The organism is Pseudomonas sp. YJ42 (assembly GCF_047225135.1).
GTDB lineage: Bacteria > Pseudomonadota > Gammaproteobacteria > Pseudomonadales > Pseudomonadaceae > Stutzerimonas > Stutzerimonas stutzeri_E.
Window position 1 is genome coordinate 2,748,550 of sequence record NZ_CP178378.1, and the last position, 21,393, is coordinate 2,769,942.

A 21,393-nucleotide genomic window follows, 5' to 3' on the forward strand; every position below is an offset into this window, starting at 1 on the left:
CTCAGAACATCGCCAGTACGGCGTTGAACAGATCGTTGGAGGTGCTGATCACCTTCATGTTGGCCTGGTAGGCCTGCTCGTAGGCCATCAGGTTGACCGCCTCTTCATCCAGGTTCACCGCACTGACGCTGTCGCGCTGGGCTTGCGCCTGATCGGCGACGGTGCTGGCAGCGCTGAGGTCCGCCTGGTTCTGCCGGCTGGCGCTGGCGACACGGCCAACCAGGCCGGCATAGGCATCGTTGAGCGGTACGGTGTTGCCCGCAACGTTGATGCCCCGCGATTTCAAATCGAGCAGCGCAAGCAGGTTCTTGTTGTTTCCCACTTCGCCCGGCACCGAGGAGAATGCCAGCTCGGCAGCCGCCAGTGGGTTGACCTCAAGCATGCCGCTGGTGCTGCCGGGGTTGTGGACGAACAGTGGCTGGCCGGGGTTGCCGTTGAGGTCGAAGCCACCGCCGAGGGTGTCGTTGACCATCGTCGCCAGCGCCGACGCCATGTCGTGCAGATCCTGCTGGGCCGGGCGCAGAGCGCCGTATTCCATGTCGTACAGCGCGCCGAGCGAGCCGCCGAGGCCCTTCTGGTTCAGCGGGAAGGTGGTATTGGCGAAGACCAGGGCCATCTCCTGTTCGCCCGCGAGGTTATCACTGACCTTCATCTGTCCGGCCGTGGTGCCGGCCACCAGTGGCTGGCCATTGACCAGCGACACGCTGAGGGTGCCATCCGACGCTTCCTGCACACGGAGGCCGGCGTACTGGCTGAGGTCCTTGACCAGATTCTCGCGGTAGTCGCGCAGGGTCGAGGTGTCGCGTCCGGACGACTCCATCTCGCGAATCTGCGCGTTGAGCTCGGCGATATTGCCGGACAACCCGTTGATCTCGCTGGTCATCGCCACACGCTGGCCCTGCAGTGCGTTGAGCTGAATGCCGATGTTGCTGTTCAGGCCGTTGAAGCGCTGTGCCAGTTGCTTGGACTCGCCGATGATCTGCTGGCGCAGAGCGATGGACTCGGGGGTGGAGCTGGCTTCACTGAGCGCGGCGAAGAAATTGTCCAGGCCGACGCTGACACTGGAGCCTTCACTGTCGATCAGGCCTTCGAGCGCGGTCAGGTACTGCTGATTGGTATTGAAGTAGTTCTTGTCGGTGCCGGCGCGCCAGAGCTGCTGGTTCTGGAAATCGTTGGACAGGCGACGGATGCTGCTAACCTGAACGCCGCCGCCGACACTGACCGAGCCCTGGCCGCCGAGCGAATGCAGGTCTGGCCTCAAGCGGCTGAAGCCCGGCGTGTTGACGTTGGCAATGTTTTGCCCGGTCGCCGAGAGAGCGATCTGCGAGGCGCGAACGCCGCTGTAGCCAATTTGACCCAAAATACTCACGACACGACTTCCTTCGGCTCGATCCGGATCGGTTGCGCGAACGCCACGGACAGATGGCCGCCGCCGACAACACGATGGTGCTGAGTGGATAGAGCGACCGCATCGGCAGCGGAATTAAGTGTCGGCGGCAGAGGATCGCTCAGCGGCTGGATCTGCGCCCGCGGCTCGACCGGCTTCGATGCTTCAGCACGCAGGTCGTTAAGGATATTGCGGGTGTAGTTACGGGTTTCCGCGTAGGGGATTTTTTGTACCCAGGCCCCGGTGCCGACTTCACCCTTGCGCGGGTCGCCGTGGATCTTGAGCCACTCGTCGACCTTGCCAGGGCCAGCGTTATAGGCGGCCAGCGCCAAGGCCTGATGGCCGTCGTAGCGGTCGAGCATCTTGTTCAGGTATGCGCTGCCCAGGCGTTTGTTGTACTCGGCATCGGTGGTCAGCCGCGCCTCGCTGAACGGCAGACCCAGTTCGGCCGCCATGTCCCGTGCGGTGCCCGGCATCAGCTGCATCAGGCCTCGCGCGCCCTTGGGTGAGACCGCCGCAATGTTGCCGCTGGACTCATGCTTGATGACGCTGTCGACCAGCGATTTGAAGCCCGCCTTGCCGCTTTCCCAGGCGCTGTCCAACGCATCGACGCCGCGTTGCCAGGTGCCACGCAGCGCATGCAAGCCGCCGCTCTGCAAGCCGCTGCCAACCTGACCGGCCAAGGCAGTCGGTGCCTGCGCGGTGCCGGCCTCGCCGCTGAGCTGCTGCACCAGCATGTCGGCGATGCCGGTCTGGCGCTTGCCGGCCAGGGTGTCGGCCAGCACTTCGTCATAGAAGTCGCGCATGGTGTCCAGCTCACGGCTGCGCATGGGATTACCCGCGCCGAGCACGTCGCCAGCCTTACGCATCTGTTTGAGGATCTGCTGCAGGAACATCGCCTCGAACTGCTCGGCGACGACTTCCAGCTGCTGCCGCCGCGCCGCGGTCGGGCCGTCGGCGCGATTGCGCAGCGTATTGAGGTGCTGGGGTAGGGAAACGATGCTCATGGTCGTCTTGGAACCTGTTCAAAATCTACTGCGCGTCGGGCCTGCTGGGTTACAACCGCTGGCTCGCCAACCCGGTCTTACATCACGATCAATTCAGCGTTCAGTGCGCCGGCGCGTTCCAGCGACTGCAATATGCTCATCACGTCGTCGGGCGTGGCGCCGAGACTGTTGATGGTGTTGATGATACTTTCCAGGCTGGCGCCTTCGGGCCACTTGAACATGGCCTTGCGGTCCTGCTCGATGGCCACGTCCGATTGCGGCGTGACGACCGTCTCGCCACGGCCGAAGGCGTTCGGCTGGCTGACCTGCGGCCGCTCGCTAATGGTCACGGTCAGGCTGCCATGGGCCACCGCGGCGGCCTTCACCCGTACGCCCTGGCCGACCACGACGGTGCCGGTGCGGCTGTTGAACACCACCTTCGGCCGGGTGCGGCCTTCTTCCACTTCCAGGCGCTCGAGCATGGCCATGAAGCTCATGCGCTGGGTACTGGTAACCGGCGCGCGGATGGATATCTTGGTGGCATTGAGCGCGGTGGCGGTGCCCTTGCCGAAGTAAGCGTCGACCGCATCGACCACCCGGGTGACGGTCTGGAAACTGGGCTGACGCACGTTGAGCATCACATCTGGGCGCTCGGTGAAGTCGCTCGGGATCATCCGCTCGATGGTCGCGCCGTTAGGGATCAGACCGCTGTTCGACGTGTTGATCGCTACCTTGGAGCCGCTCGCGCCTTCGGCGTTGACGCCGCCGACGATGACCGCGCCCTGAGCCAATGCATAGATCTCGCCGTCGACCCCCTGCAGGGGGGTCATCAGCAGCTGGCCGCCGCGCAGGCTTTTGGCGTCGCCCAGCGAGGAGACGGTGACGTCTACGCTCTGCCCGGCCGAATAGGAAGGCGGCACCGTGGCGGTAATGGTCACTGCGGCGACGTTCTTCAGCTTCGGATCAACGTTCGGCGGCAGGTTCACACCGAACTGCTTGATCATGTTGGTCACCGACTGGCTGGTGAACTTCACCTGGTTCTTGTCGCCGGTGCCGTCGAGGCCGACCACCAGGCCGTAGCCGATCAGCTGGTTACCGCGGATGCCTTCGACATCCACCAGGTCCATCAGCGGCACGGCATGCACCGGCAGTTGCCAGCACAGCGCAACGGCGACAAAAAACAGCTTCACGGATCGCATCGGGCTAGTCATTCCAGGGCAGCTCGCTTAAAGAGGGAACAGCGGCGACGCGAAGAAGCGCGTCAGCCAGCCAGCCGAATTGCTGTCGTTGAGCACACCGCGCCCGGCATAGGAAATCTTGGCGTTGGCCACGCTTTGCGAGGACACCTGGTTGTAGCGGTTGATGTCGTCGATACGCACCAGCCCGGTGAGTCGGATGTACTCGTCACCCTGGTTCAGCCGCAGGGCCTTTTCGCCCTTGATCTGCAAGGTGCCGTTGGGCAGCACGCGATGAACGCTGACGGCGATCGAGCCACGCAGGGTGTTCTGCTGCGAACTCTTGGCCGAACCTTTGAACTCGCGCTCGCCGGAGGCCGATGATTCGACGTCCGGGTAGGCCTTGCCGAGCACGGTGGGAATGCCGATACCGACGCTCGATTCCTTACCGAAGCTGGTACCGGCGCTCTTGCTCGATTGAGTGGATTCGTCCAGTACCACGGTGAGGATGTCGCCGACCCGTACCGCGCGCTTGTCGCTGATCAGCGAACCGCTGTAGCCGGAGCGGAACAGGCCGCCGCCAGTGGTCGGCGGCAGGCTGTAGTCCAGCTCCAGCGGCTCGTACTCGGTTGACGGCTCGTCCGGCAGCATTTCGTTGAAGCTGGCGCAGCCGCCGAGCAGGGTCAGGGCGACGAGCAGGATGGGGGTACGCATCATCGATCTCAGACGGTCTGGTTGAGGAACTGCTGCATGCCGCTGGCAGCGTCGAGCACCTTGGCGTTGGCCTCGTAGGCGCGCTGAATGGCGATCATAGCCACCATGGCCTCGACCACCTGCACATTCGAGCCTTCCAGTACGCCCTGCTTGAGCTGGCCGAGGCCCTCTTCACCCGGCACGCCTTCGACGGCTTCACCGCTGGCGACCGTTTCGCGATAGAGGTTGCCACCCAGCGCTTCCAGGCCGCCCGGGTTAGTGAAGTTGACCAAGGTGATCTGCCCGAGCTCGGACGGCAGGGTGTCGCCGGCCAATACCGCGGTGACGATGCCATCGGCGCCGACGGTAAAGCCGGTGCTGCCCTGCGGCACTTCAATGGCCGGCGTCAGCGGCAAGCCCTGGGCATTGACCATCACACCCTCGGCGTTGAGCTGGAACTGACCGTTCTCGGTGTAGAGGATGTCGCCGTTGGGCGACTCGACCTGGAAGAAGCCACGCCCGACGATCGCCAGATCCATCGGCTGGCCGGTGGTCTGGATGCTACCCTCGGTGAAGACCTTCTGCGTGCCGGCGACGCGCACGCCGCTGCCCAGCTGGATCCCGGAAGGCACGGTATTGATCTCGTCAGCCTGTGCGCCGGGCTGCTTCTCGATGCTGTAGAACAGGTCCTCGAAGACCGCGCGGTCGCTCTTGAAGCCGTTGGTGTTGACGTTCGCCAGATTGTTGGCGACGGTCGCCATGGCGGTGTCCTGGGCGGCCAGACCGGTCTTGCTGACCCAAAGTGCGGAATTCATGCGTTATCTCCCGATCAGCTGCCGCGGATCATTCGGTTACCGGCGTCGGAAAGGTCCTCGGCGGCTTTCATCATCTTTACCTGGGTTTCGAACAGGCGATTCAGGCTCATGGTCGAGGCCAACTCGTCGATCGCCGAGACGTTGCTCGACTCGAGAAAGCCGCTCGCCAGGCGCACGTCTTCGCTGGGTGCAGCGGGTTCGCCGTTACGAGTCACCAGCAAGCCGGCCTCGTTCTTCATCAGATCTGCCGCTGCCACGTCGACCAGGCGGATGCGGTCCACTTCGGCCATCATCCAGTCGCCGGGCGCCATGATCGAGACGGTGCCGTCGTTGCCAATTTCGACGCGGTCATGCTCGGGCAGCTCGATCGGTCCACCCTCGCCCATCACGGCGCGGCCGTTGAGGGTCAGACGGCCTTCGGCGTCGATCTGCATGCTGCCCTGGCGGGTGTAGGCCTCACCTTCGCCGTCCTGCAGGACGATCAGGCCGGTGCCCTTGACGGCGAAATCCAGCTCACGCCCGGTGGCCATCAGCGGGCCGGCAGCCATGCTGACGCCGTTGTTCTCGACCACCGCCATGTGCCGGCTATCGTAGCCGTAGCCCTCGACCGCCACCGCCTGGGCGCGCTCGAGGTCGGCGCGAAAGCCCGGGGTGTTGGCGTTGGCGAGGTTGTTCGAGCGCACCTGCAGCGACATCATCGTGCGGCTGGCAGCGGTCATCGCCGTGTATCCCAAACGATCCATGAATCAGCCTCAGAGCGCGTTGAACAGAACCTGGGTCAGTTCCTTGTTGGTGGAAATGACCTGGGTGTTTGCCTGGTAGTTACGCTGGCCTTCCATCAGGCCCACCAGTTGCTGAGTGAGGTCGACGTTGGAGCTTTCCAGCGCGCCGCTGGCCAGGTTGCCGTACTGGCCGACACCGGGCGCACCGAGCATGGCCGCACCGGAAGCGGCGGTTTCGGTCCAGGCGGTGCCGCTGATGTTCTTCAGACCCTCGGGGTTGACGAAGGTGGCCAGCACGACCTGGCCCTGCAGCAGACGCTCACCATTGGAGTAGGTGGCGTAAACCTTGCCGTCCTTCTCCACGCTCATGCCGGTCTGCTCACCCGCGGCGTAGCCGCTGGCGCGGTTGCTGGTGACGTTGAACTCCGACCCGTACTGGCTGGTGCCGGTGTAATCGAGTGCGATGTTCAGTGGCGCGACGCCACCCCCCAGCGGCGCGGTCAGGCCGACGATTCCGATCGGAGTCGCCAACGAGCCGCTGGTGTCGAAGGTCAGCGCCTGCGGGCCAGCCAGCGCGGTGCCGTCGACGTAATAGTGGGCATTCCAGCTGTTGTCGGCGGTCTTGGCGAAGTACTGGGTCAGGGTGTGTTCCTTGCCCTGAGAGTCGAACACCTTGGTCGTATAGGTGGAGTTGTAGCTGTCGGCCACCAGCGGATCGAACGCCACAGCGGGCACGTCCTGATTGGCATCGAGGTTGGCGACGAAGCTCAGCTCGTCGGTGGCCTTGGCCGGCAATCCACCCGTCTTCATCTGCAGGTCGCTGACCACGCCGGTCTGCAGATTGCCGGTCGCATCGGTCGGGTAACCCTGCAGGCGCTGGCCCAGGCTGTTGGTCAGGTAGCTGTTCTTGTCGGTACCGAACATGCCGGCGCGGGTGTACGCAACGTCGCCGTTGCTGGCGCGTGTGACGAAGAAGCCGCCGCCGGAGATCGCCAGATCCAGGTCACGGTTGGTGGTGGTCAGCGCGCCGCCCTGGCTGATGCTCTGAGTCGTGCCGATCACCTCGACGCCCATGGCCTGGCTTTCGGCATAGAGACTGCCGAAGTCGGTGCGCGAGGACTTGAAGCCGACGGTGCCGGAGTTGGCGATGTTGTTACCGATGGTATTGAGTTGTTCGTTGACGGCGGACAGGCCGGTCAGGGCGATGTTGAAGCTCATGGGCTGATCTCGATATGTAAAAGGAAGTGAAGACTGGCGAGCACCGAAGCTCAGCCGCCGAGCAGCCCGGCATCGGCCTGGGCGAATTCGAGGATGTTGTAGAAGGGCACCGAACCGACGCCCTGCACCTGAAGCACTGGCCCCTCGGCGCTAACACGCACGTTGGAGACCTGACCGGCGACTTCCACCTGCGGGAATTCACCGTTCTCCGATTCGATGCTGACGCTGTAGGTGCCGTCGCGCAGGCCATGCTTGGCCGGGTCGATTACGAAGGGCACCTTGCCGGCTGACTGCGCACCCAGTTCGATGCGCGTCTGAGTGCCGTTGGAATCGGTCAGCACAACGGCGGTGCGGGTCGAGGCGTGGCTCAGATCGAAGCGACCGCTGACGGCCTGACCGCTCAGCTCCACCGACTCGACGGCCACGCTCACCTGCTGACCAACCAGGCCGGCAGCCGTGAGCGTCTGCAGGTTGTCGGTCAGCACCAGGTTGTTCTGCGCCAGGGTCGCCAGGTTTTCCATGCTCTTGACCTGCGACATCGCCGAGAACTGATTGAGGAACTCGGTGCTGTCGACCGGCTTGGTCGGATCCTGGTACTTGATCTGCGCGACCATCAAGCTGATGAAGTTGTTCTCCATCTGAGTGGCGTCGCTGACGTTCACTGCCTGCTTCGGCAGATCGTTGCTGGCGCTACCGGACAAGCCGCTGCCCTGGAGGTTATTGGTCACCGCCATCAGGACTCTCCCAGCCGTAGCAGGCTCTGCTGCATGCTCTTCACGCGATTGAGTACCTCGACACCGGTCTCGAAGCTGCGCGTGGCCGACATCATGTCGGTCATCTCTTCGATCTCGTTGATGTCGGGGTAATAGACGTAGCCATCGCCATCGGCCAGCGGATTGCCCGGCTCGTAACGACGCTTGGGCTCGGCGCCGGAGGTGACCACGTCGAGCACTTGCACGTGGGCGCCACCGAGGCCGACGCCACGAGTCAGCGAGTTGTTTTCATAGACGGCCGCGAACATCGGCTTGCGCGCCTGGTAGACGTCGGCGGCGTTGTTGGCCGCCGAATCGGTGTTGGCCAGGTTGCTCGCCACGGTGTTGAGGCGCACGGTCTGTGCGTTCATGGCCGAGCCGGCGATGCGGTAGATGGAATCGAATGACATGGCTTCAACGTCCCTCGATGGCTTGCTTCAAGCCACGAAATTTCATCGTGATGAAGGTCAGACTGGTCTGGAAATCCATGGAGTTGCGCGAGAACTGCGCCTGCTCGGTGGACAGCTCGACGGTGTTGCCGTCCTGCGAAGCCTGGTCCGGAATGCGGTACAGCAGACGCGGATCGGTACTGGCGAGGCTGGCGCGAGGCGAGATGCTGCTGTCCAGCCGCTGCATTTCCTTGCTGAAATCGATGTCCCGCGCCTGGAAGCCCGGCGTGTCCTCGTTGGCCAGGTTCGCCGCGAGAATTTCGCTGCGCTGCATGCGCAAACCCAGGGCGCGCTCGTGAACGCCCAGCGCTTCATCAATCCGTATACTCATTCACCCATACCTTTTCAGCACGAGCGGGCCGAACGACAGCCCGCAGCTTTCGAGATCTTTTGCAGTAACCATGCCGAACCGATAGACGCAGGTAAGTCATTGTTTAATATCGATAAAACTAAAGAATCAGTTCAACCTTCCGGACCTTTGCTTCCGCATCGAGAGCCTTCGCGGAAGGGAAGCGGAAAAGAGCCTTCCGCCTGGTGGGCCATCACGCTGCTGGTCATGAGCGCGAGCTTCCAGGCACACGCGGACGCGACCGCTCAGATACGCCAGGCGGTGGAGAACCACCTGCGCGCCATGCTCGAGCAGCAGGCTGAGCGCCAGGGCTGGCAGGGCATGCAGCTGCGTTATGAAACCAGTCTGCCAGGCTCCGCCCACCACCATCCCCCCTGCGGCAACAGCTTGCGGGTACGCGCCACGGGAGATGCGCCCTCGGCCATGGAGCGGCAGCAACTGGAGATCCGTTGCGCGGACACCCCCGGCTGGTCGCTGAGTGTCACTGCCCAAGCCCATGTGTTCCTGCCTGCCGTGCACGCCGCAGCCATCATCGACCGCGGCCAGACCATCCGTGATAGCGACCTCAAGCTCGAGCGCATCAACATCGCCAAGGCCCGGCGCGGGTTCTATAACCGCCTGAGCGAGGTGGTCGGCCTGGCCGCCAAACGTCGCGTTCGCGCCGGTCAGACCATCACCCCCGCGTTGCTGGAGCAGGCCATGGCAGTCAAACGCGGGGAGCCGGTGAAAATCGTCGCCAGCAACGACGGGATCGAAGCCTCAACGTCCGGCGAAGCCCTGGGCGATGGCCAGCCTGGCGAGGTGATCCGCGTGCGCAACACACGCAGCGGCAAGGTGATCGATGCGAAGGTATTGGAAGCTGGGGTAGTGAGCAGTACGTTTTAGCGGCTGGAGTCGCGCCGTATCAGGCTTCGAAGCGCAACTAAAAATTTTTGACGTCAGGATTTAATCCTTCGCCAGGGGCTGTCGCCTTACCTTTTCAGCAGGCAGTCAAGCCAGCTCCTAACAGCCCAATCGCACGAAGGATGATTATCATGGCTCTGTCCATTCACACCAACTACTCCGCTCTGACCACCAACACCGCGCTGAACAAGTCCAACAACGCCCTGGCCACCAACCAGCAGCGTCTGGGCACCGGCCTGCGCATCAACTCCGCCGCGGACGACGCCGCCGGTCTGCAGATCGCCACCCGCCTGAACGCACAGAGCCGCGGCATGGGTGTCGCCATGCGTAACGTTGGCGATGCGGTATCCATGCTGCAAACCGCGGAAGGCGCATTCAGCGAAACCACCGACATTCTGCAGCGCATGAAGGACCTGTCGACCCAAGCCGCGAACGATACCAACACTGCTGACGACCGTACTTCGCTGCAGGCCGAGTTCGACGAGCTGGGCAAGGAACTGACCAACATCTTCAACAACACCAAGTACGCTGGCGAAGCGCTGTTCACCGGTAAGCTGGCTGCCGCAGTCAACTTCCAGATCGGTGCGAGCGCAGCAGAAACCCTGGCGCTCGACGTCTCTGCCGACATGGGCACCCTGGAAACCACGCTGACGACCGACGTTCAGGCCCTGACCCTGGACTCCGCCGCCAACGCCGGCGCCGCTATCACCGCGCTGGAAACCGCTCTGGACGACGTAGGTTCGATGCGCGCCCAGTTCGGCGCCAACATCAACCGCCTGAACCACACCAGCAACAACCTGGCGAACATGAAGGACAACACTGAAATGGCCAAAGGCCGGATCATGGACGCCGACTTCGCCATCGAAAGCGCCAACATGAGCAAGAACTCCATGCTCATGCAGTCGGGCATCTCCATGCTCAAGCAAGCTGGCCAGATGCCAGGCATGGTCATGGGCCTGCTGGGCTAAGCGGCACGCAGCACCGCCGGTCGCAACGACCGGCACAGAAAAAGCCCCGACTGGTTCGGGGCTTTTTGCTTTCCGGCGTTCTCGCTAAAGGCTACCCGACCAATGGTGGTCATCAGCACGTGACCCCAAAAACACAAGATATGTCTGATTAATCCCACTTATTCCGCTATGCACGGCATATATGCCGTTTCTCAACGCTCTCGACATTAAGAGTTCGGAGCGTCCGTTCAGCGATTTCCTGTAATGACCGGCTTGTAGTATCAAAAAAACGGCGCCAATATGCCGCCGCTCTATTTGCCAACCTCATCACAGCTAAATTTCTTTTCCTAACCAGGCGCTCATGACTTCATCTCTGACCCCTACGGCCGCCGATGCCCTCGCCTGCCCCCTGTTGCAAACCGGCCGGGCCGATTGCTCGGCTCGTTTCGATCGATCGCTCTATCAGCTCGTACTGAGCCAAGAGGAAAACGAAAACACGCTCGACCTCGGCTTTTCCGGTAGCCGGGTGCTGGAGCGCCTGTTGCAGGCGCCCGGTGAGGTGGTCTCCCGCGAAGAGCTGATGAATTACGCCTGGGAAGGTCGGGTCGTCGGCCAGGGCAGCCTCAATCAGCAAATCTATACGCTGCGCCAGGCACTGTTCGATAGCCGCAACCAGATCATTCAGACGCTGCCGCGGCGCGGCTATCTGTTCAACCCGCAATACGTGATGGTCGAAAAGACAGCCTTGGCAGCCAGCCCCGCCGCTGTAACCGGATCTTTGCCTGCAGAGCCGCTGCCTGAAAGGGCGACCAGTGCCTTAGTCGAACTGCCGGCCCCCAGCGCCGCGGCGGTTGCGAGCCCGTCCAAACAGAACCAGGGCTACCGCTCGTGGCAGACCGCGGCGCTCGCCAGCACCGGCATGCTGATGCTGCTGGCACTGGCGACCTTGGGTTTCCGCCTGGCCAGCACGCCGGCGCCATCCTTTACGCAGACCTTGGATATGAACGGTTTCGAGGTGCTTTACGTGGAAAAGAGCCAGCGTTTGCTCGATTCGCTGGTCAATGAAACACGCCTGCTGGTCCATACGATGAGCGGCATGACGGCCGAACCGGCCCGGCTGATCGTCAACATGTCTCCCGGGTTTTATGAGATCCGTTGCCTGCAAGACGACGGCCGGGTCAATTGGCTGAAGGTTCACAAGAGCCAGATTCAGACGATCCCCAGCGACCATCTACAAGGATGCCTGCGATGAGCAGCCAGAACGAAACCGGCGCTGTAGGCCGGCGCCTATTGCGCGTGATGGCCCCTTCGGCGTTACTGCTGTGGGCGTTTGTAGCAATGGGCACCAATGGCAGTACATCGTCCAGTTTCGATGGCCGCTACAGTTCAAGCGGCTACGTTCTGCTGCGCGACGGCACGACCCGGCAAGTCAGCCAAAGCCTGGTCTTCAACAAGGGCCGGTTTTATTCACTCACGCGCAACTCCCCGGCGATTGTCGAGGCGTCCGGTCGCCTGGAAACGGATCTGCTCGGACGGGCTTCGTTGATCGTTGAAGAGGGCCAGGTTCACGGCCTGGGCCCCCAGGATCGGCTCGATGATGAGCTGATGTTCAATCTGTTCTATGGTGCTCACAAGGGCGCACGGATCAGCCTCGAGCAGGTTGGCGCCTGCCTCTATGGCGTCGAGACTCAGCAGGTCTACTGTTCGGACGACCATCCAGATCGCGGCTGACCCAACGTTTCGACCCGGATAACGCCTAACCCAGAGGGACCATCCAGTCGGCGACCGCCGGCTGAATCGATACGGTCGAGCCCGCCAAACAGCCCGCGCTAGGAACCCTCACCGCTGTAGCTCGCGCCGCGCTCGGAAAAGCGAACCTGGCCGTAACTGTCGCCGAACAGCTCCTTGTACAGAGCCTCGGCCGAGGCGGTGAGCAAGAGGATTTCCACGCGGCGGTTGGCGCCGTTCAGTGGGTCCTCTGGATGCAGCGGCATGACGGCCGCCTGCGCGGTCACCTGCAATACGGAGCGCTCAGCCAAGCCGGCGTCGACCAGGGCGTTGCGGGCGCGTAGCGCGCGGTCACCGGACAGATTCCAGTTGTCGTAACCATTTTTCTGCCGGTACGGCGTGGCGTCGGTGTGGCCGCTGATGATCAGCTTGTTGTCGACCTTCGCCAGTACACCGGCAAGCACGCCCAGCAGCTTCTGGAAATGTGGATTCAAGGTCGCGCTGCCACGCTGAAACATGAAGCGCTGCTGGTCGTCCTTGATCAGAATGCGCAGCCCCTGCGGGACCACATCGACCTCCAGATTGGCCAACGCATCGACTTCATTGGCCACTTCGCGCATCAGCTCGGCGAGCTTTTTCAGTTCTGCGGTCGAGCCGTAGTTGTGGCTGCCGTCCTGTTCGCGCGCCGACTCACTGCGGTCCTTCTGCTCCACTGGCAGCGGGCGCACCGGCAGCCCGTCGAGCTCCAGCGGCGAGGTGCTGGTGCCGTCGAAGATGCCGGCCCCGCCTTCAACCAGCGGATTGCTCTCCATCTCGCCAAAGGATGGGTTGGTCTGATTCATCTGCGGCTGGATGATCCACAGCACCATGAACAGGGCCATCATCGCCAGGGTAAAGTCCGCAAAGGCGACCTTCCAGGCGCCACCATGCTCGTCACCGTGGCCTTTCTTGCTACGCCGTTTGATGATGATTTCGTGGTCGCCGCCGCCTTTGTGCTTGTCCCGGCTCCTCATGCGGCGTCCCTTTCTTCCTCATACTGGGTCACCCAGTTTTCCAGCTGACGGAAGGCCGGCTTGACGTCCTGCTCGATCAACTTGCGGCCGGCGTCCACTGCCAACAGCGTAGGCTTGCCGGCGACGTGGGCGACCAGCGTGGTGCGCACGCATTCCAAGGCCGACAGTTCGGTCTTGATGCGCTGACTCATGGCATTGGACAGCGGGTCCATCAGGCAGTAGCAGAAGAAGATGCCGAGGAACGTGCCCACCAGCGCCGCCGCTACATGGGCGCCGATTTCCGCGACGCTGCCACCGATGCTGCCCATGGTGATGATGATGCCCATGATCGCCGCAAGGATGCCGAAGCCGGGCATGGCCTCACCGATCTTGTGCAGCGAGCGCGCCGGCTGCAGCAGGGCGTGCTCCATGGCTTCAAGTTCCTGCTCGAGAAAGCCTTCCAGCTCGTGCGCGCTGATCTTGCCCATGGCCATCAGGCGGAAGTTGTCGGCGATAAAAGCCATCAGGTTCTTTTCCTGGAGAATCAGCGGGTAGCGCACGAACAGGTCGCTCTGCTCCGGTTCCTCGATATGCGAGTCGAGCACCTTGAGGCCACCGACATCGACCATCTCCAGCAGCTCATACAGCAGCATCAGCAGTTGGCGCTGAAACTCCTCGCCACGGCGCTTGTAGGCAAATACGCCTTTGATCTGATGCAGCATCTCGATCAGCACTTCCTTGGGGTTGCCAACCACGAGACTGCCCAACGCGGCACCCAGGATGATGACCACCTCGGCCGGTTGCCAGAGCATGCTCATGTCACCGTGCGCCATGGCGTATCCGCCCAGCACACAGCCGATGATGATGAAGGCGCCTAATACTTTCTGCATGACGTTACTGACTCTTCTCTGTTAGGAAGCGACAAGCCTTGCCGATCGCCTGTTTACTCAGCTGACAAACCCGGGCGTCGCTGACTTCCAGCACCAGGGCAATTTCCTTCAGGCTCAACTCATGCTGGTAATACAGCGTCAGCACCAGCCGCTCGCGCTCGTCCAGCCGGGCCAGCGCCTGCGCCAGCACCCGTTCCTTGATCAAGCGCTCCTCGAACAACTCCGTGGTGTCGGGGAAATGCTCGTGTCCGCTCTGCAGCAGCTCGTCGAGGCTTTCTATCGCCTCGGACGAGTCTGCCCAGAGGAAATCCTGATAGTCCTTCTCGGCGAGGCCCGTGTACGCCTTGATCTCCTCGTCGCTGGGTTCGTGGCCCAGTTGACGGGACAGGTCGCGAATCGCGTCGCGAATCTTGTGCGCCTGCTGGCGAACCTGGCGCGGACGCCAGTCCTGGCGACGCAGCTCGTCGAGAATCGCGCCGCGGATGCGCAGCGAGGCGAACTTGCCGAACTGCTCGTCCGGCTCGCCGTAGCGCCGTAACCCCTCGAGCAGCCCCATCATGCCGATCTGCTCCATATCCTCACGGTCGAGCACCTGGTTGGCCTGCAGCGACAACTGCCGGACGATGCGCTTGACCAGCGGCAGATACTGCATCAGCCAGCGCTGTTCGGCGGCCGGTGCGAACACCGAGGGGCCGGCCGGCGTAGCGCCATAATAGTCGACGGGGCAAATGGCACTCATGGCGGGGCCTTTACTGCACGATCAGCTTGTTGACCAGCACGTGCTTGAACGGCACTGCTGCGTTCTTGCTGGCAAAGTCGGCGAACAGGGCCGTTTCTAGACGCTCCTGTAACTCACCGATCTTCAGCCCGCGTAACTCATCGAAGGGCAGGGACGACAGGTAGCCCACCACCGAGTTGCGCACGATGGGCTCGGCTTGCTCGAATTTCGGCGGCTCGTCCGATGCGTCTGCCTGCAACGCCAGGTCCAGCACGAAGTAGTGCTCGCGACCGTCGCCACGCACGCTGACGATGACTTTCTGCACCGGGAAGAACACGTATTCCGAGGGCTCGACAGATTCAACCACGGCGGTTTCCTCGGAAACCGTACCTTCGATGCCAGGCTTGAGCAGCCAGTAGCTGACACCAACGCCACCGGCAACGGTCAGGACGTTGAGCAGCAGCATCAGCAGGACGAGACGGGGGGTCGACATAACACACTCACAGTTGGCTAATTGGGTTGAATCGGGTCAAACGGTGATCAATACGTCACGGGCGCGGCCGTTCTCCCGGCGCTGTTCCTGCTCCGCCGGCCGGGCTGCCAGCGGCGGCTCCTCACCGGGCAACGTTGCCCGCTGATCGCGTCGGCCCTGCTGACCGCCGCTGTCGGCACCCACCTGCACGTTGACCTGTACGAAGTGCTGACCGACCAGCTCCTGGCGCAGGCGATCGCTGGTCTGCTGCAGCAGCCTCGCCACGTCGGCGTTCGCCGCGCTCAGCTGCACGTTCAGCCGGCCCGACTCGTGGCTGAGCAGGATTTCCATGCTGCCCAGCTCCGGCGGGTCGAGGCGGATGGTGGCGCTCTGAATCTTCTGCTGGATCTGCAAATCGACGTTTTCACGCAGGGCATGCAACATCTGCTCGCCCCACTTGGCTTCCGGCGCCTGCAGCTTCAGCCCACGATCAGCGCCTTGCACCAGCGGCGCCTGACCTCTCTCGACGGCCCCGGCAAGCGGTTCCCCGGCGTCTAGGGACTCGGTCGCATTCAGCTGCGGTTCCAATGATGCCGTCGGCAAGACATCGGTCAGCGCTGGCGTTGACAGGCCTGGCGCCATCTCGGCGACAGGCTTCGGCATGGGCGACGCGGTCAGGCTCGCCCCGCTGGTCTTGCCGTGAAAGCCGCCCAGTAGGTCCAGCGGGTCGGCCGTCAACGCTTGATCGGCCTCGGACTCCTGCTCACCAAGAGGCGAAGACCCGGGTATCCAGGCCAGCAGCTCATCGATCAAGGGCGCGGCAGCCTCCACCGAAGCCGGCGCGACCGGCTCGGGCACCGCCTCCAGTTGCGCCGCGTCGCGCGCCTGGATCTCGGCGAGTTGCTGGTCGATCATGCTCAGCAACCACTGTTCGGGGGTCAGCTCTCGCGCCGCTTCGGCGCCTTGAGCCGCATCGCCACCCAACCGCAGCACCTGCCCCTGCTCGGTCGGCAGCGCCGCCGGTGCATCAGGCATCCAGACCGCAGTCGGCTCGGTCGAACGCGCCTCGGTTTCACGAGAGGCCAGTCGCATGCGCTCACCGAAAGCATGGACGGCGCGCTCCGTCACCTGGCGCCCTTCGACGGACTTGCCGCCCTGGCTCACGCGGGCGGGCGTCGGCATGGCCGACCCGGCACTCTCGGCAGCCGCGCGTGCGGTTGGAATCGACTGGATCATCCCCGGTCTCCGGCTTGGAACATATCGATACGCTGGTAAGCGGCACGCCCCTCGGCGTACTCCAGATGGTTCAGCAGCAACAGGCGCAGGCGTTCGCATTCGTCGGCGCAGGCTTGCAGACCTTCGCCATGCAGCTGCTTGAGGCGGCTTTTCGCCAATCGTGTGGGCTCGTCCTGCTCCAGCCGACCGGCCAGCGCTTCGAGGCACTGGCGGATCGCGGCATCGATCGTCGCAACCGCTGTCCAGTCATTGGCCTGCAACGCCTGTTGCAGCTGCCCATGCAGCGCCATCAGGCGTTCGCTGTCATTTACGGGCGGCACTGACGCCCTCCCAGCCTTCACGCAGGATGCCGAGCAGATTGATCACCTCATCCAGGCCTTCCAGCGACAGCGTTACGCTGACGTCGGAGAGCCGGTAGATGCAGTATTCGTAGAGCCGCGCCAGGCCCTGCACGACCTCTCCGCCGCCCTCTTCGTCGAGCGCACCGTTGAGGCCGTTAAGGATGTTCATGCACTTCTCCAGGGAAATGCCCTTCTGCTGATAGCGCTTGTGCTCGATGTGTCCACGGGCGCGAGCCAGTTCGTCGAGCAGGCCGTCCATCAGCACCAGCACCAGCTCGTAAGGCGATGCGGAGGCCGCGCGGGCTTCGAGGTCTACCGCGCGGTAGCTGTCGTAACTGTCGTTTTGGAGATAAGGATTCATCCGAACAATCCGTAGGTCTGTTCCATGCTCTGCATGGTTTGCATCATGGAGGTGAACTGTCTGAGGTAGCGGCTGTAGTGGTTGTCGTACTGCTGCTGAAGATTGTCGAACTGCTCATCGATGCGGCGCAGGCTCATGTCCAGCGTGTCCATGCGGTTTTTCAGCATGCCGTTGGTGCTGCTGGTGTAGCTGGCGACGGTCTTGTCGATGCTGTCGAGCAGGTTGTCCTTGCCGGTGAACAGTGCCTCGAAACCTTCCGGATCGTTGGCGACTGCGGCCTCGAAACGCGTGGCGTCAATGCTCAGCTTGCCGTTGCGATCGGCGCTGATGCCGAACTCGACCAGACTCTTGCCGCCGAAGTCGGTACGCAGCAGGCCATTCAGGCGACTCTCGATGGAGCGCACGCTGGAATCGCCGGCCAGGGCGCCACGGGCGCTGCTGTCGCTACCGCTGGCGGTCAGCGAATCGAAGCTTGTCATCAGGCTGTTGAAGGCATCGATGAAGCTCTGCGCCTTGGCCTTGGTCCCAGCCTTGTCCTGGCCGACGGTGACGGTCAACGGTGCATCGCCCGCCGCATGCACTTTGCTGACGGTCATGCTGACGCCGTCGATGACGTCGGTGAAAGTATTGCTGGCACTGGTGAGCTCGATGCCGCCGGCGCCGTAGCTGCCGCCCAGGCGAATCAGGGCATCCTGCGCTGTGGACAGCGTGGTAGTGGTGGCTGCCGCATTGCCGGCTACATCCAGGGTGAAGCCGTTGGCCGCACCGCTTTTCTCGCTGGTCACCACCAGATTGACCGCGCCGTTGCTGCGCACCAATGTGGCCTGGGCGCCTAGCCCTGCCGCGTTGATGGCCTTGGCCGCGTCATCGAGGGTGGCGTAGCTGCTCAGATCGAAAGCCTGAGCGTTGAGCGTGAGGGTGCCGCTCAGGCTGCCGTCGACCAGCCCCTGCACCGCCACCTGCTGCTTGCCGGCCAGGCGCTCGACATAAAAATCATAGGTACCGGCCGTCGCGGTAGTGCCCACGGTGGCCGTGGCGAAACCCTCCTGGCTGAAGGTCGCGCTGTTGGTCAGCATGCTCGACGTACGGCTGTTGAGCTTGGTCATCGCCGACTTGAAGGTGGTCAGCGAGGTACGCAGCGAGCTCAACGCATCGCGCTGCGCCTTGTAGCGCGTTTCGTTGCGGTTAAGCCGATCCAACGAAGACTGAACTTCGTAGGTCGCCAACTGCGTCGACATCTGCTGTACGTAATCGGAATCTATAGCCATCACCATCCCCTCTTGATGCTTGCAGAGCAGATTGCATGCCAGGTCTCAAAGCCCCGTGATACGGGCATCTCAGCCAATGGCATGCAGAAAAGGAACTTCCGCAACGCGGCAGGACGAGGAAACGGGGAAGTACCGTTTCCGCCTACTGCTAGGGCGGAACATCTGTCTGTAAAGGCGACGGTGGGGATGGTTTTGTTAAGGAATCAATCCGAGCGACACGACCCGGTGCCGTCTTACCGGTCGGGTGGTTGGTTAGCGCAGGATCGAAGGTAGCCGTAGGGCGGATGCGCTTTTCACAGCCGCTGTTTTGCTGGCGGAAACGCGGCGCGGTCTGCGCTACGACTTCTGCGAGACGAGGTGGGCCACGGCGCTGAGTAGCTTGCGCCTCAGTAGGCCTGAGGCGAATAGAGCCGGGCATCCTGACTGCCGACAAGCAGCTGCTGCAGGATATCGTGGTGCATGGCGAGCAGCTTGCCGTTGTGCTCGTTGAATTGCTGGCACTGCACAGCGAGGTCGCCGACCTGCCGCCAATGCCGCTGCAAGGATTCACCCCGCTCGCCCGTGCAGCTGGACAACAGGCGACGCATGCCGACGCCCGAGGTTTCCAGACGGAAGGCGGCCAGCACCTTGCTGCGACGTTGAGCACGCGCAGCAATGGCCTCGACGCGGACGGTGATTTGCAGATTGATCCGATTGATCTCCAGGACATCGCGTTCCAGCAGACGTCCGTAGAGCTCCTGCATCAGCTCACGCAAGGCGAGGTAATCGCCGCAATCTTGCTGCAGATCGTCATCGACGACGGCCAGCAGCTTCTCGCGCTGGCTCACGCATCGTTACCGCGGTGATAGCTGAGCATGCTGCTGGCCAGCTCACCCACGTCAGTGGATATCTCGCCGCGCTGCAACGCTTGCTTGATGGCCGCTACCCGGTCCAGATCGACCTCGGGCATGGCGCGCAGCGCGTCGTGCATCTGCTCCAGCGGCAGACTTTCGGCCTGACGTGCGGCCGGCTGCGCGGCGGGGCGAACACCGGCCGGACGCGCCGGGGCGGTCTCGGTGGGGATTGCAATGGCGGGCTTGAATTGCCGGCTGATTTCCATGATCTCGTTCCAACTCGGTGGTTACTGCCAAACAAGCGACCGCTCGGGCGAAAACCTTAAATCTTTTTTTCAGCGGCTGACGGAAGCGCTCTGATCAGGTGCCGCTGTTCGAGGTCTCCTGTCGCACCGCCGGGCGCCCTAGGCAATCTGGTTACGCCACCAGGACTGCGCGGCGAGGCCATCCTGAATCTTCTGCTCCTGCGACATCAGCAAGTGCTGCCACTGCTGCATCTTGGCGTCGATGACATGCTCGACCACCTTCTCGCTGCGCATGGCCTGCAACAACTCCTGCTGGATTCGCGCCAGCGCCTGCTCGGCCACCGCCAGTTCGCGCCGTTGCAGTTCGACCATTTTGTACAGCGTGGCCTTGTAGCGCTGCTGATTGTCGCGCTGCAGTGGGGTGCTCATCGGCACGCTGAAACCGCACAGGCGGCTGAGGCCGGTGATGTTGTTGCGATAGCGCTGACAGAGGTTCTGCTGGTACTGAACCTGCCCGAGCATCTGCTTGACCCGGTTACCGCGCAGGCTGGCCAGGCGCGTGAGCGTTTCGATCTGCTGTTTCATGGCTTCCGGATGATGCTCTGCAGGATGGTGAGACTGGTTTCCAGCTCCGCCGCTTCGCCCACTTCCTGGCGCAGGAAGCGCTCGATGGTGGGCGCCAGCTGCACGGCGCGGTCGGTCTTGATATCGGCACCCGGGCTGTAGCCACCGAGCGGGATCAGGTCCTTGATCTTCTCGTAGGTGCTGTAGAACTCTTTGAGCTGGCGCGCCGCGCCGAGGTGCGGTGGCTGGCCGACCTGGCTCATGCAGCGGCTGACCGAGGCGCAAATGTCGATGGCCGGGTAATGGCCGGCATCGGCCAGGCGCCGCGACAGCACGATATGGCCGTCGAGAATCGCCCGCGCGCAATCGACGATCGGGTCCTGCTGGTCGTCGCCTTCGGCGAGCACCGTATACAGCGCGCTGAGGCTGCCATTGTCGTTGGCGCCGTTGCCGGCGCTCTCCACCAGCTCCGGCAGCATGCCGAACACCGACGGCGGATAACCCTTGGTCGCTGGCGGCTCACCCAACGCCAGGGCGATTTCGCGCTGGGCCATGGCGTAGCGGGTCAGCGAGTCCACCAGCAACAACACATCGTTGCCCTGATCGCGAAAATAAGCGGCGATGCTGTGGCACAGCTCGGTGGCCTTGAGGCGCATCAACGGCGATTCGTTGGCCGGCGCCACCACCACCACGGCCTTTTTCAGGCCCTCCTCGCCCAGCGAATGCAGCAAAAACTCCTGCACCTCGCGCCCACGCTCGCCAATCAGCCCGACCACCACCACATCGGCTTTGGTCTGCCGGGTGATCATGCCCAGCAGCACGCTCTTGCCGACACCGGAGCCTGCGAACAGCCCGACGCGCTGGCCCTTGCCGAGGGTGAGCATGGAATTGATCGCCCGCACGCCGACGTCCAGCGGTTCGCTCACAGGCTTGCGCTTGAGGGGATTGACCGAGGGCAGCTCGGTGGGCAGGGGATCGCGCCCGCTGAGTTTGCCCATTTCGTCCAGCGGCTCGCCGAGGCCGTTGACTACGCGCCCCAACCAGGAGTCATCGATGTGCAGCTTGGCGTCGTCCGGAGCGGGGAACACCCGCGAGCCAGCGGTCAGGCCCACCGGCTTCTTGAACGGCATCAAATAGGTGATATCGCGGTTGAAGCCCACCACCTGCGCTTCGAGCATGCTGCCATCACCCTGCTCGACGAAGCAGCGCTGGCCGGTCATGCGCTGGCAGCCAAGGCTTTCCAGCAACATGCCGGAAACGCGCACCAGCCGGCCGCTGACCTTCGCCAGCTGCACCGTGTCGAGCGAGCGCAACGCCTCGTCGAGCCGGAAGCTCTCGCGCAGGGACAT

The 21,393-nt window shown here is 63.0% G+C and carries 26 protein-coding genes; 4 read left to right on the forward strand and 22 right to left on the reverse strand.

The features are described 5' to 3' along the window. Position 1: 1 nt before the first annotated feature. The 10 genes from flgK to flgB form a co-directional block, all read right to left on the reverse strand. Positions 2–1,369, reverse strand: a complete 1,368-nt coding sequence (gene flgK / locus ACL0K2_RS12580; protein ID WP_045160157.1) for a flagellar hook-associated protein FlgK — start codon at positions 1,367–1,369, stop codon at positions 2–4. Continuing rightward, positions 1,366–2,394, reverse strand: a complete 1,029-nt coding sequence (locus tag ACL0K2_RS12585) for a transglycosylase SLT domain-containing protein (RefSeq protein WP_413042766.1) — start codon at positions 2,392–2,394, stop codon at positions 1,366–1,368. The genes flgK and ACL0K2_RS12585 overlap by 4 nt, the downstream gene beginning before the upstream one ends. Positions 2,395–2,471: 77 nt before the next feature. Continuing rightward, the gene (locus tag ACL0K2_RS12590; RefSeq protein ID WP_239612244.1) at positions 2,472–3,572 is read right to left on the reverse strand and encodes a flagellar basal body P-ring protein FlgI; all 1,101 of its coding nucleotides are present in this window, start codon (positions 3,570–3,572) and stop codon (positions 2,472–2,474) included. 27 nt (positions 3,573–3,599) lie between these two features. Continuing rightward, entirely contained in the window at positions 3,600–4,265 is a 666-nt protein-coding gene (gene flgH / locus ACL0K2_RS12595) for a flagellar basal body L-ring protein FlgH (protein ID WP_045160154.1), read from the reverse strand. Between the two features lie 5 nt (positions 4,266–4,270). Beyond that, positions 4,271–5,056 carry a flagellar basal-body rod protein FlgG gene (gene flgG / locus ACL0K2_RS12600; protein WP_045160153.1) on the reverse strand — a complete coding sequence of 262 codons (786 nt, stop codon included), beginning with the start codon at positions 5,054–5,056 and terminating at the stop codon, positions 4,271–4,273. Positions 5,057–5,070: 14 nt separating this feature from the next. Next, positions 5,071–5,799 carry a flagellar basal-body rod protein FlgF gene (flgF, locus tag ACL0K2_RS12605; protein WP_239612243.1) on the reverse strand — a complete coding sequence of 243 codons (729 nt, stop codon included), beginning with the start codon at positions 5,797–5,799 and terminating at the stop codon, positions 5,071–5,073. Between the two features lie 9 nt (positions 5,800–5,808). Beyond that, positions 5,809–6,996, reverse strand: coding sequence for a flagellar hook protein FlgE (gene flgE, locus ACL0K2_RS12610; protein WP_239612242.1), 1,188 nt, complete (start codon positions 6,994–6,996; stop codon positions 5,809–5,811). Positions 6,997–7,046: 50 nt separating this feature from the next. After that, a complete protein-coding gene (locus tag ACL0K2_RS12615) occupies positions 7,047–7,730 on the reverse strand; it encodes a flagellar hook capping FlgD N-terminal domain-containing protein (RefSeq protein ID WP_413042767.1) in 684 nt (227 codons plus the stop codon). Then, a complete protein-coding gene (gene flgC, locus ACL0K2_RS12620) occupies positions 7,730–8,158 on the reverse strand; it encodes a flagellar basal body rod protein FlgC (protein ID WP_021209033.1) in 429 nt (142 codons plus the stop codon). Before flgC ends, ACL0K2_RS12615 begins: the two co-directional genes overlap by 1 nt. Positions 8,159–8,162: 4 nt before the next feature. After that, entirely contained in the window at positions 8,163–8,528 is a 366-nt protein-coding gene (gene flgB, locus ACL0K2_RS12625) for a flagellar basal body rod protein FlgB (RefSeq protein WP_045160148.1), read from the reverse strand. Between the two features lie 225 nt (positions 8,529–8,753). Here flgB and flgA point away from each other — a divergent pair, with 225 nt between their 5' ends. From flgA to ACL0K2_RS12645, 4 genes are all read left to right on the forward strand, one after another. After that, positions 8,754–9,431 (forward strand): flagellar basal body P-ring formation chaperone FlgA, encoded by a 678-nt coding sequence (gene flgA / locus ACL0K2_RS12630; protein WP_413042768.1) that lies wholly within the window; start codon positions 8,754–8,756, stop codon positions 9,429–9,431. 149 nt (positions 9,432–9,580) lie between these two features. Continuing rightward, positions 9,581–10,417 carry a lateral flagellin LafA gene (lafA, locus tag ACL0K2_RS12635; RefSeq protein WP_045160146.1) on the forward strand — a complete coding sequence of 279 codons (837 nt, stop codon included), beginning with the start codon at positions 9,581–9,583 and terminating at the stop codon, positions 10,415–10,417. A gap of 340 nt (positions 10,418–10,757) precedes the next feature. Continuing rightward, positions 10,758–11,648: a winged helix-turn-helix domain-containing protein gene (locus ACL0K2_RS12640; protein WP_413042769.1), complete on the forward strand. Its 891-nt coding sequence runs from the start codon at positions 10,758–10,760 to the stop codon at positions 11,646–11,648. Next, positions 11,645–12,127: a hypothetical protein gene (locus tag ACL0K2_RS12645; protein WP_045160144.1), complete on the forward strand. Its 483-nt coding sequence runs from the start codon at positions 11,645–11,647 to the stop codon at positions 12,125–12,127. Before ACL0K2_RS12640 ends, ACL0K2_RS12645 begins: the two co-directional genes overlap by 4 nt. A 98-nt stretch (positions 12,128–12,225) precedes the next feature. Here the strand turns inward: ACL0K2_RS12645 and ACL0K2_RS12650 are convergent, their stop codons facing one another. From ACL0K2_RS12650 to fliI, 12 genes are all read right to left on the reverse strand, one after another. Then, positions 12,226–13,137: an OmpA family protein gene (locus ACL0K2_RS12650; RefSeq protein ID WP_239612238.1), complete on the reverse strand. Its 912-nt coding sequence runs from the start codon at positions 13,135–13,137 to the stop codon at positions 12,226–12,228. Then, a complete protein-coding gene (gene motA / locus ACL0K2_RS12655; RefSeq protein WP_239612237.1) occupies positions 13,134–14,006 on the reverse strand; it encodes a flagellar motor stator protein MotA in 873 nt (290 codons plus the stop codon). The genes ACL0K2_RS12650 and motA overlap by 4 nt, the downstream gene beginning before the upstream one ends. A gap of 4 nt (positions 14,007–14,010) precedes the next feature. Continuing rightward, positions 14,011–14,745: a FliA/WhiG family RNA polymerase sigma factor gene (locus ACL0K2_RS12660; RefSeq protein ID WP_413042770.1), complete on the reverse strand. Its 735-nt coding sequence runs from the start codon at positions 14,743–14,745 to the stop codon at positions 14,011–14,013. 10 nt (positions 14,746–14,755) lie between these two features. Beyond that, positions 14,756–15,217, reverse strand: a complete 462-nt coding sequence (fliL, locus tag ACL0K2_RS12665) for a flagellar basal body-associated protein FliL (protein ID WP_045160139.1) — start codon at positions 15,215–15,217, stop codon at positions 14,756–14,758. Positions 15,218–15,253: 36 nt separating this feature from the next. Beyond that, on the reverse strand, positions 15,254–16,432 hold the full coding sequence (locus ACL0K2_RS12670; protein WP_413042771.1) for a flagellar hook-length control protein FliK: 1,179 nt from the start codon (positions 16,430–16,432) through the stop codon (positions 15,254–15,256). Continuing rightward, on the reverse strand, positions 16,429–16,752 hold the full coding sequence (locus tag ACL0K2_RS12675; RefSeq protein ID WP_413042772.1) for a hypothetical protein: 324 nt from the start codon (positions 16,750–16,752) through the stop codon (positions 16,429–16,431). The genes ACL0K2_RS12670 and ACL0K2_RS12675 overlap by 4 nt, the downstream gene beginning before the upstream one ends. Further along, positions 16,736–17,134, reverse strand: coding sequence for a flagellar export chaperone FliS (fliS, locus tag ACL0K2_RS12680; protein WP_045160137.1), 399 nt, complete (start codon positions 17,132–17,134; stop codon positions 16,736–16,738). Before fliS ends, ACL0K2_RS12675 begins: the two co-directional genes overlap by 17 nt. Continuing rightward, complete coding sequence (gene fliD / locus ACL0K2_RS12685; protein ID WP_413042773.1) at positions 17,131–18,402, reverse strand: flagellar filament capping protein FliD; 1,272 nt, start codon at positions 18,400–18,402, stop codon at positions 17,131–17,133. Before fliD ends, fliS begins: the two co-directional genes overlap by 4 nt. A 386-nt stretch (positions 18,403–18,788) precedes the next feature. Then, on the reverse strand, positions 18,789–19,229 hold the full coding sequence (gene flgN / locus ACL0K2_RS12690; protein WP_045160135.1) for a flagellar protein FlgN: 441 nt from the start codon (positions 19,227–19,229) through the stop codon (positions 18,789–18,791). Next, positions 19,226–19,501: a flagellar biosynthesis anti-sigma factor FlgM gene (flgM, locus tag ACL0K2_RS12695; RefSeq protein WP_045160134.1), complete on the reverse strand. Its 276-nt coding sequence runs from the start codon at positions 19,499–19,501 to the stop codon at positions 19,226–19,228. The genes flgN and flgM overlap by 4 nt, the downstream gene beginning before the upstream one ends. Before the next feature lie 138 nt (positions 19,502–19,639). Beyond that, on the reverse strand, positions 19,640–20,065 hold the full coding sequence (locus tag ACL0K2_RS12700; RefSeq protein ID WP_045160133.1) for a flagellar FliJ family protein: 426 nt from the start codon (positions 20,063–20,065) through the stop codon (positions 19,640–19,642). Further along, on the reverse strand, positions 20,062–21,393 hold the full coding sequence (fliI, locus tag ACL0K2_RS12705) for a flagellar protein export ATPase FliI (protein ID WP_045160132.1): 1,332 nt from the start codon (positions 21,391–21,393) through the stop codon (positions 20,062–20,064). Before fliI ends, ACL0K2_RS12700 begins: the two co-directional genes overlap by 4 nt.

What these genes read in the sequence shown, in the direction of transcription:
- flgB (WP_045160148.1), bottom strand. Translation starts at nt 8,528, where the DNA reads ATGAGTATACGGATTGATGAAGCGCTGGGCGTTCACGAGCGCGCCCTG.
- flgC (WP_021209033.1), bottom strand. Translation starts at nt 8,158, where the DNA reads ATGTCATTCGATTCCATCTACCGCATCGCCGGCTCGGCCATGAACGCA.
- ACL0K2_RS12645 (WP_045160144.1), top strand. Translation starts at nt 11,645, where the DNA reads ATGAGCAGCCAGAACGAAACCGGCGCTGTAGGCCGGCGCCTATTGCGC.
- flgM (WP_045160134.1), bottom strand. Translation starts at nt 19,501, where the DNA reads ATGGAAATCAGCCGGCAATTCAAGCCCGCCATTGCAATCCCCACCGAG.
- fliD (WP_413042773.1), bottom strand. Translation starts at nt 18,402, where the DNA reads ATGGCTATAGATTCCGATTACGTACAGCAGATGTCGACGCAGTTGGCG.
- ACL0K2_RS12640 (WP_413042769.1), top strand. Translation starts at nt 10,758, where the DNA reads ATGACTTCATCTCTGACCCCTACGGCCGCCGATGCCCTCGCCTGCCCC.
- fliL (WP_045160139.1), bottom strand. Translation starts at nt 15,217, where the DNA reads ATGTCGACCCCCCGTCTCGTCCTGCTGATGCTGCTGCTCAACGTCCTG.
- ACL0K2_RS12650 (WP_239612238.1), bottom strand. Translation starts at nt 13,137, where the DNA reads ATGAGGAGCCGGGACAAGCACAAAGGCGGCGGCGACCACGAAATCATC.
- ACL0K2_RS12615 (WP_413042767.1), bottom strand. Translation starts at nt 7,730, where the DNA reads ATGGCGGTGACCAATAACCTCCAGGGCAGCGGCTTGTCCGGTAGCGCC.
- fliS (WP_045160137.1), bottom strand. Translation starts at nt 17,134, where the DNA reads ATGAATCCTTATCTCCAAAACGACAGTTACGACAGCTACCGCGCGGTA.
- ACL0K2_RS12660 (WP_413042770.1), bottom strand. Translation starts at nt 14,745, where the DNA reads ATGAGTGCCATTTGCCCCGTCGACTATTATGGCGCTACGCCGGCCGGC.
- fliI (WP_045160132.1), bottom strand. Translation starts at nt 21,393, where the DNA reads ATGTCCCTGCGCGAGAGCTTCCGGCTCGACGAGGCGTTGCGCTCGCTC.
- flgH (WP_045160154.1), bottom strand. Translation starts at nt 4,265, where the DNA reads ATGATGCGTACCCCCATCCTGCTCGTCGCCCTGACCCTGCTCGGCGGC.
- ACL0K2_RS12585 (WP_413042766.1), bottom strand. Translation starts at nt 2,394, where the DNA reads ATGAGCATCGTTTCCCTACCCCAGCACCTCAATACGCTGCGCAATCGC.
- flgG (WP_045160153.1), bottom strand. Translation starts at nt 5,056, where the DNA reads ATGAATTCCGCACTTTGGGTCAGCAAGACCGGTCTGGCCGCCCAGGAC.
- lafA (WP_045160146.1), top strand. Translation starts at nt 9,581, where the DNA reads ATGGCTCTGTCCATTCACACCAACTACTCCGCTCTGACCACCAACACC.
- ACL0K2_RS12590 (WP_239612244.1), bottom strand. Translation starts at nt 3,572, where the DNA reads ATGCGATCCGTGAAGCTGTTTTTTGTCGCCGTTGCGCTGTGCTGGCAA.
- motA (WP_239612237.1), bottom strand. Translation starts at nt 14,006, where the DNA reads ATGCAGAAAGTATTAGGCGCCTTCATCATCATCGGCTGTGTGCTGGGC.
- flgF (WP_239612243.1), bottom strand. Translation starts at nt 5,799, where the DNA reads ATGGATCGTTTGGGATACACGGCGATGACCGCTGCCAGCCGCACGATG.
- flgE (WP_239612242.1), bottom strand. Translation starts at nt 6,996, where the DNA reads ATGAGCTTCAACATCGCCCTGACCGGCCTGTCCGCCGTCAACGAACAA.
- ACL0K2_RS12670 (WP_413042771.1), bottom strand. Translation starts at nt 16,432, where the DNA reads ATGATCCAGTCGATTCCAACCGCACGCGCGGCTGCCGAGAGTGCCGGG.
- flgA (WP_413042768.1), top strand. Translation starts at nt 8,754, where the DNA reads ATGAGCGCGAGCTTCCAGGCACACGCGGACGCGACCGCTCAGATACGC.
- ACL0K2_RS12700 (WP_045160133.1), bottom strand. Translation starts at nt 20,065, where the DNA reads ATGAAACAGCAGATCGAAACGCTCACGCGCCTGGCCAGCCTGCGCGGT.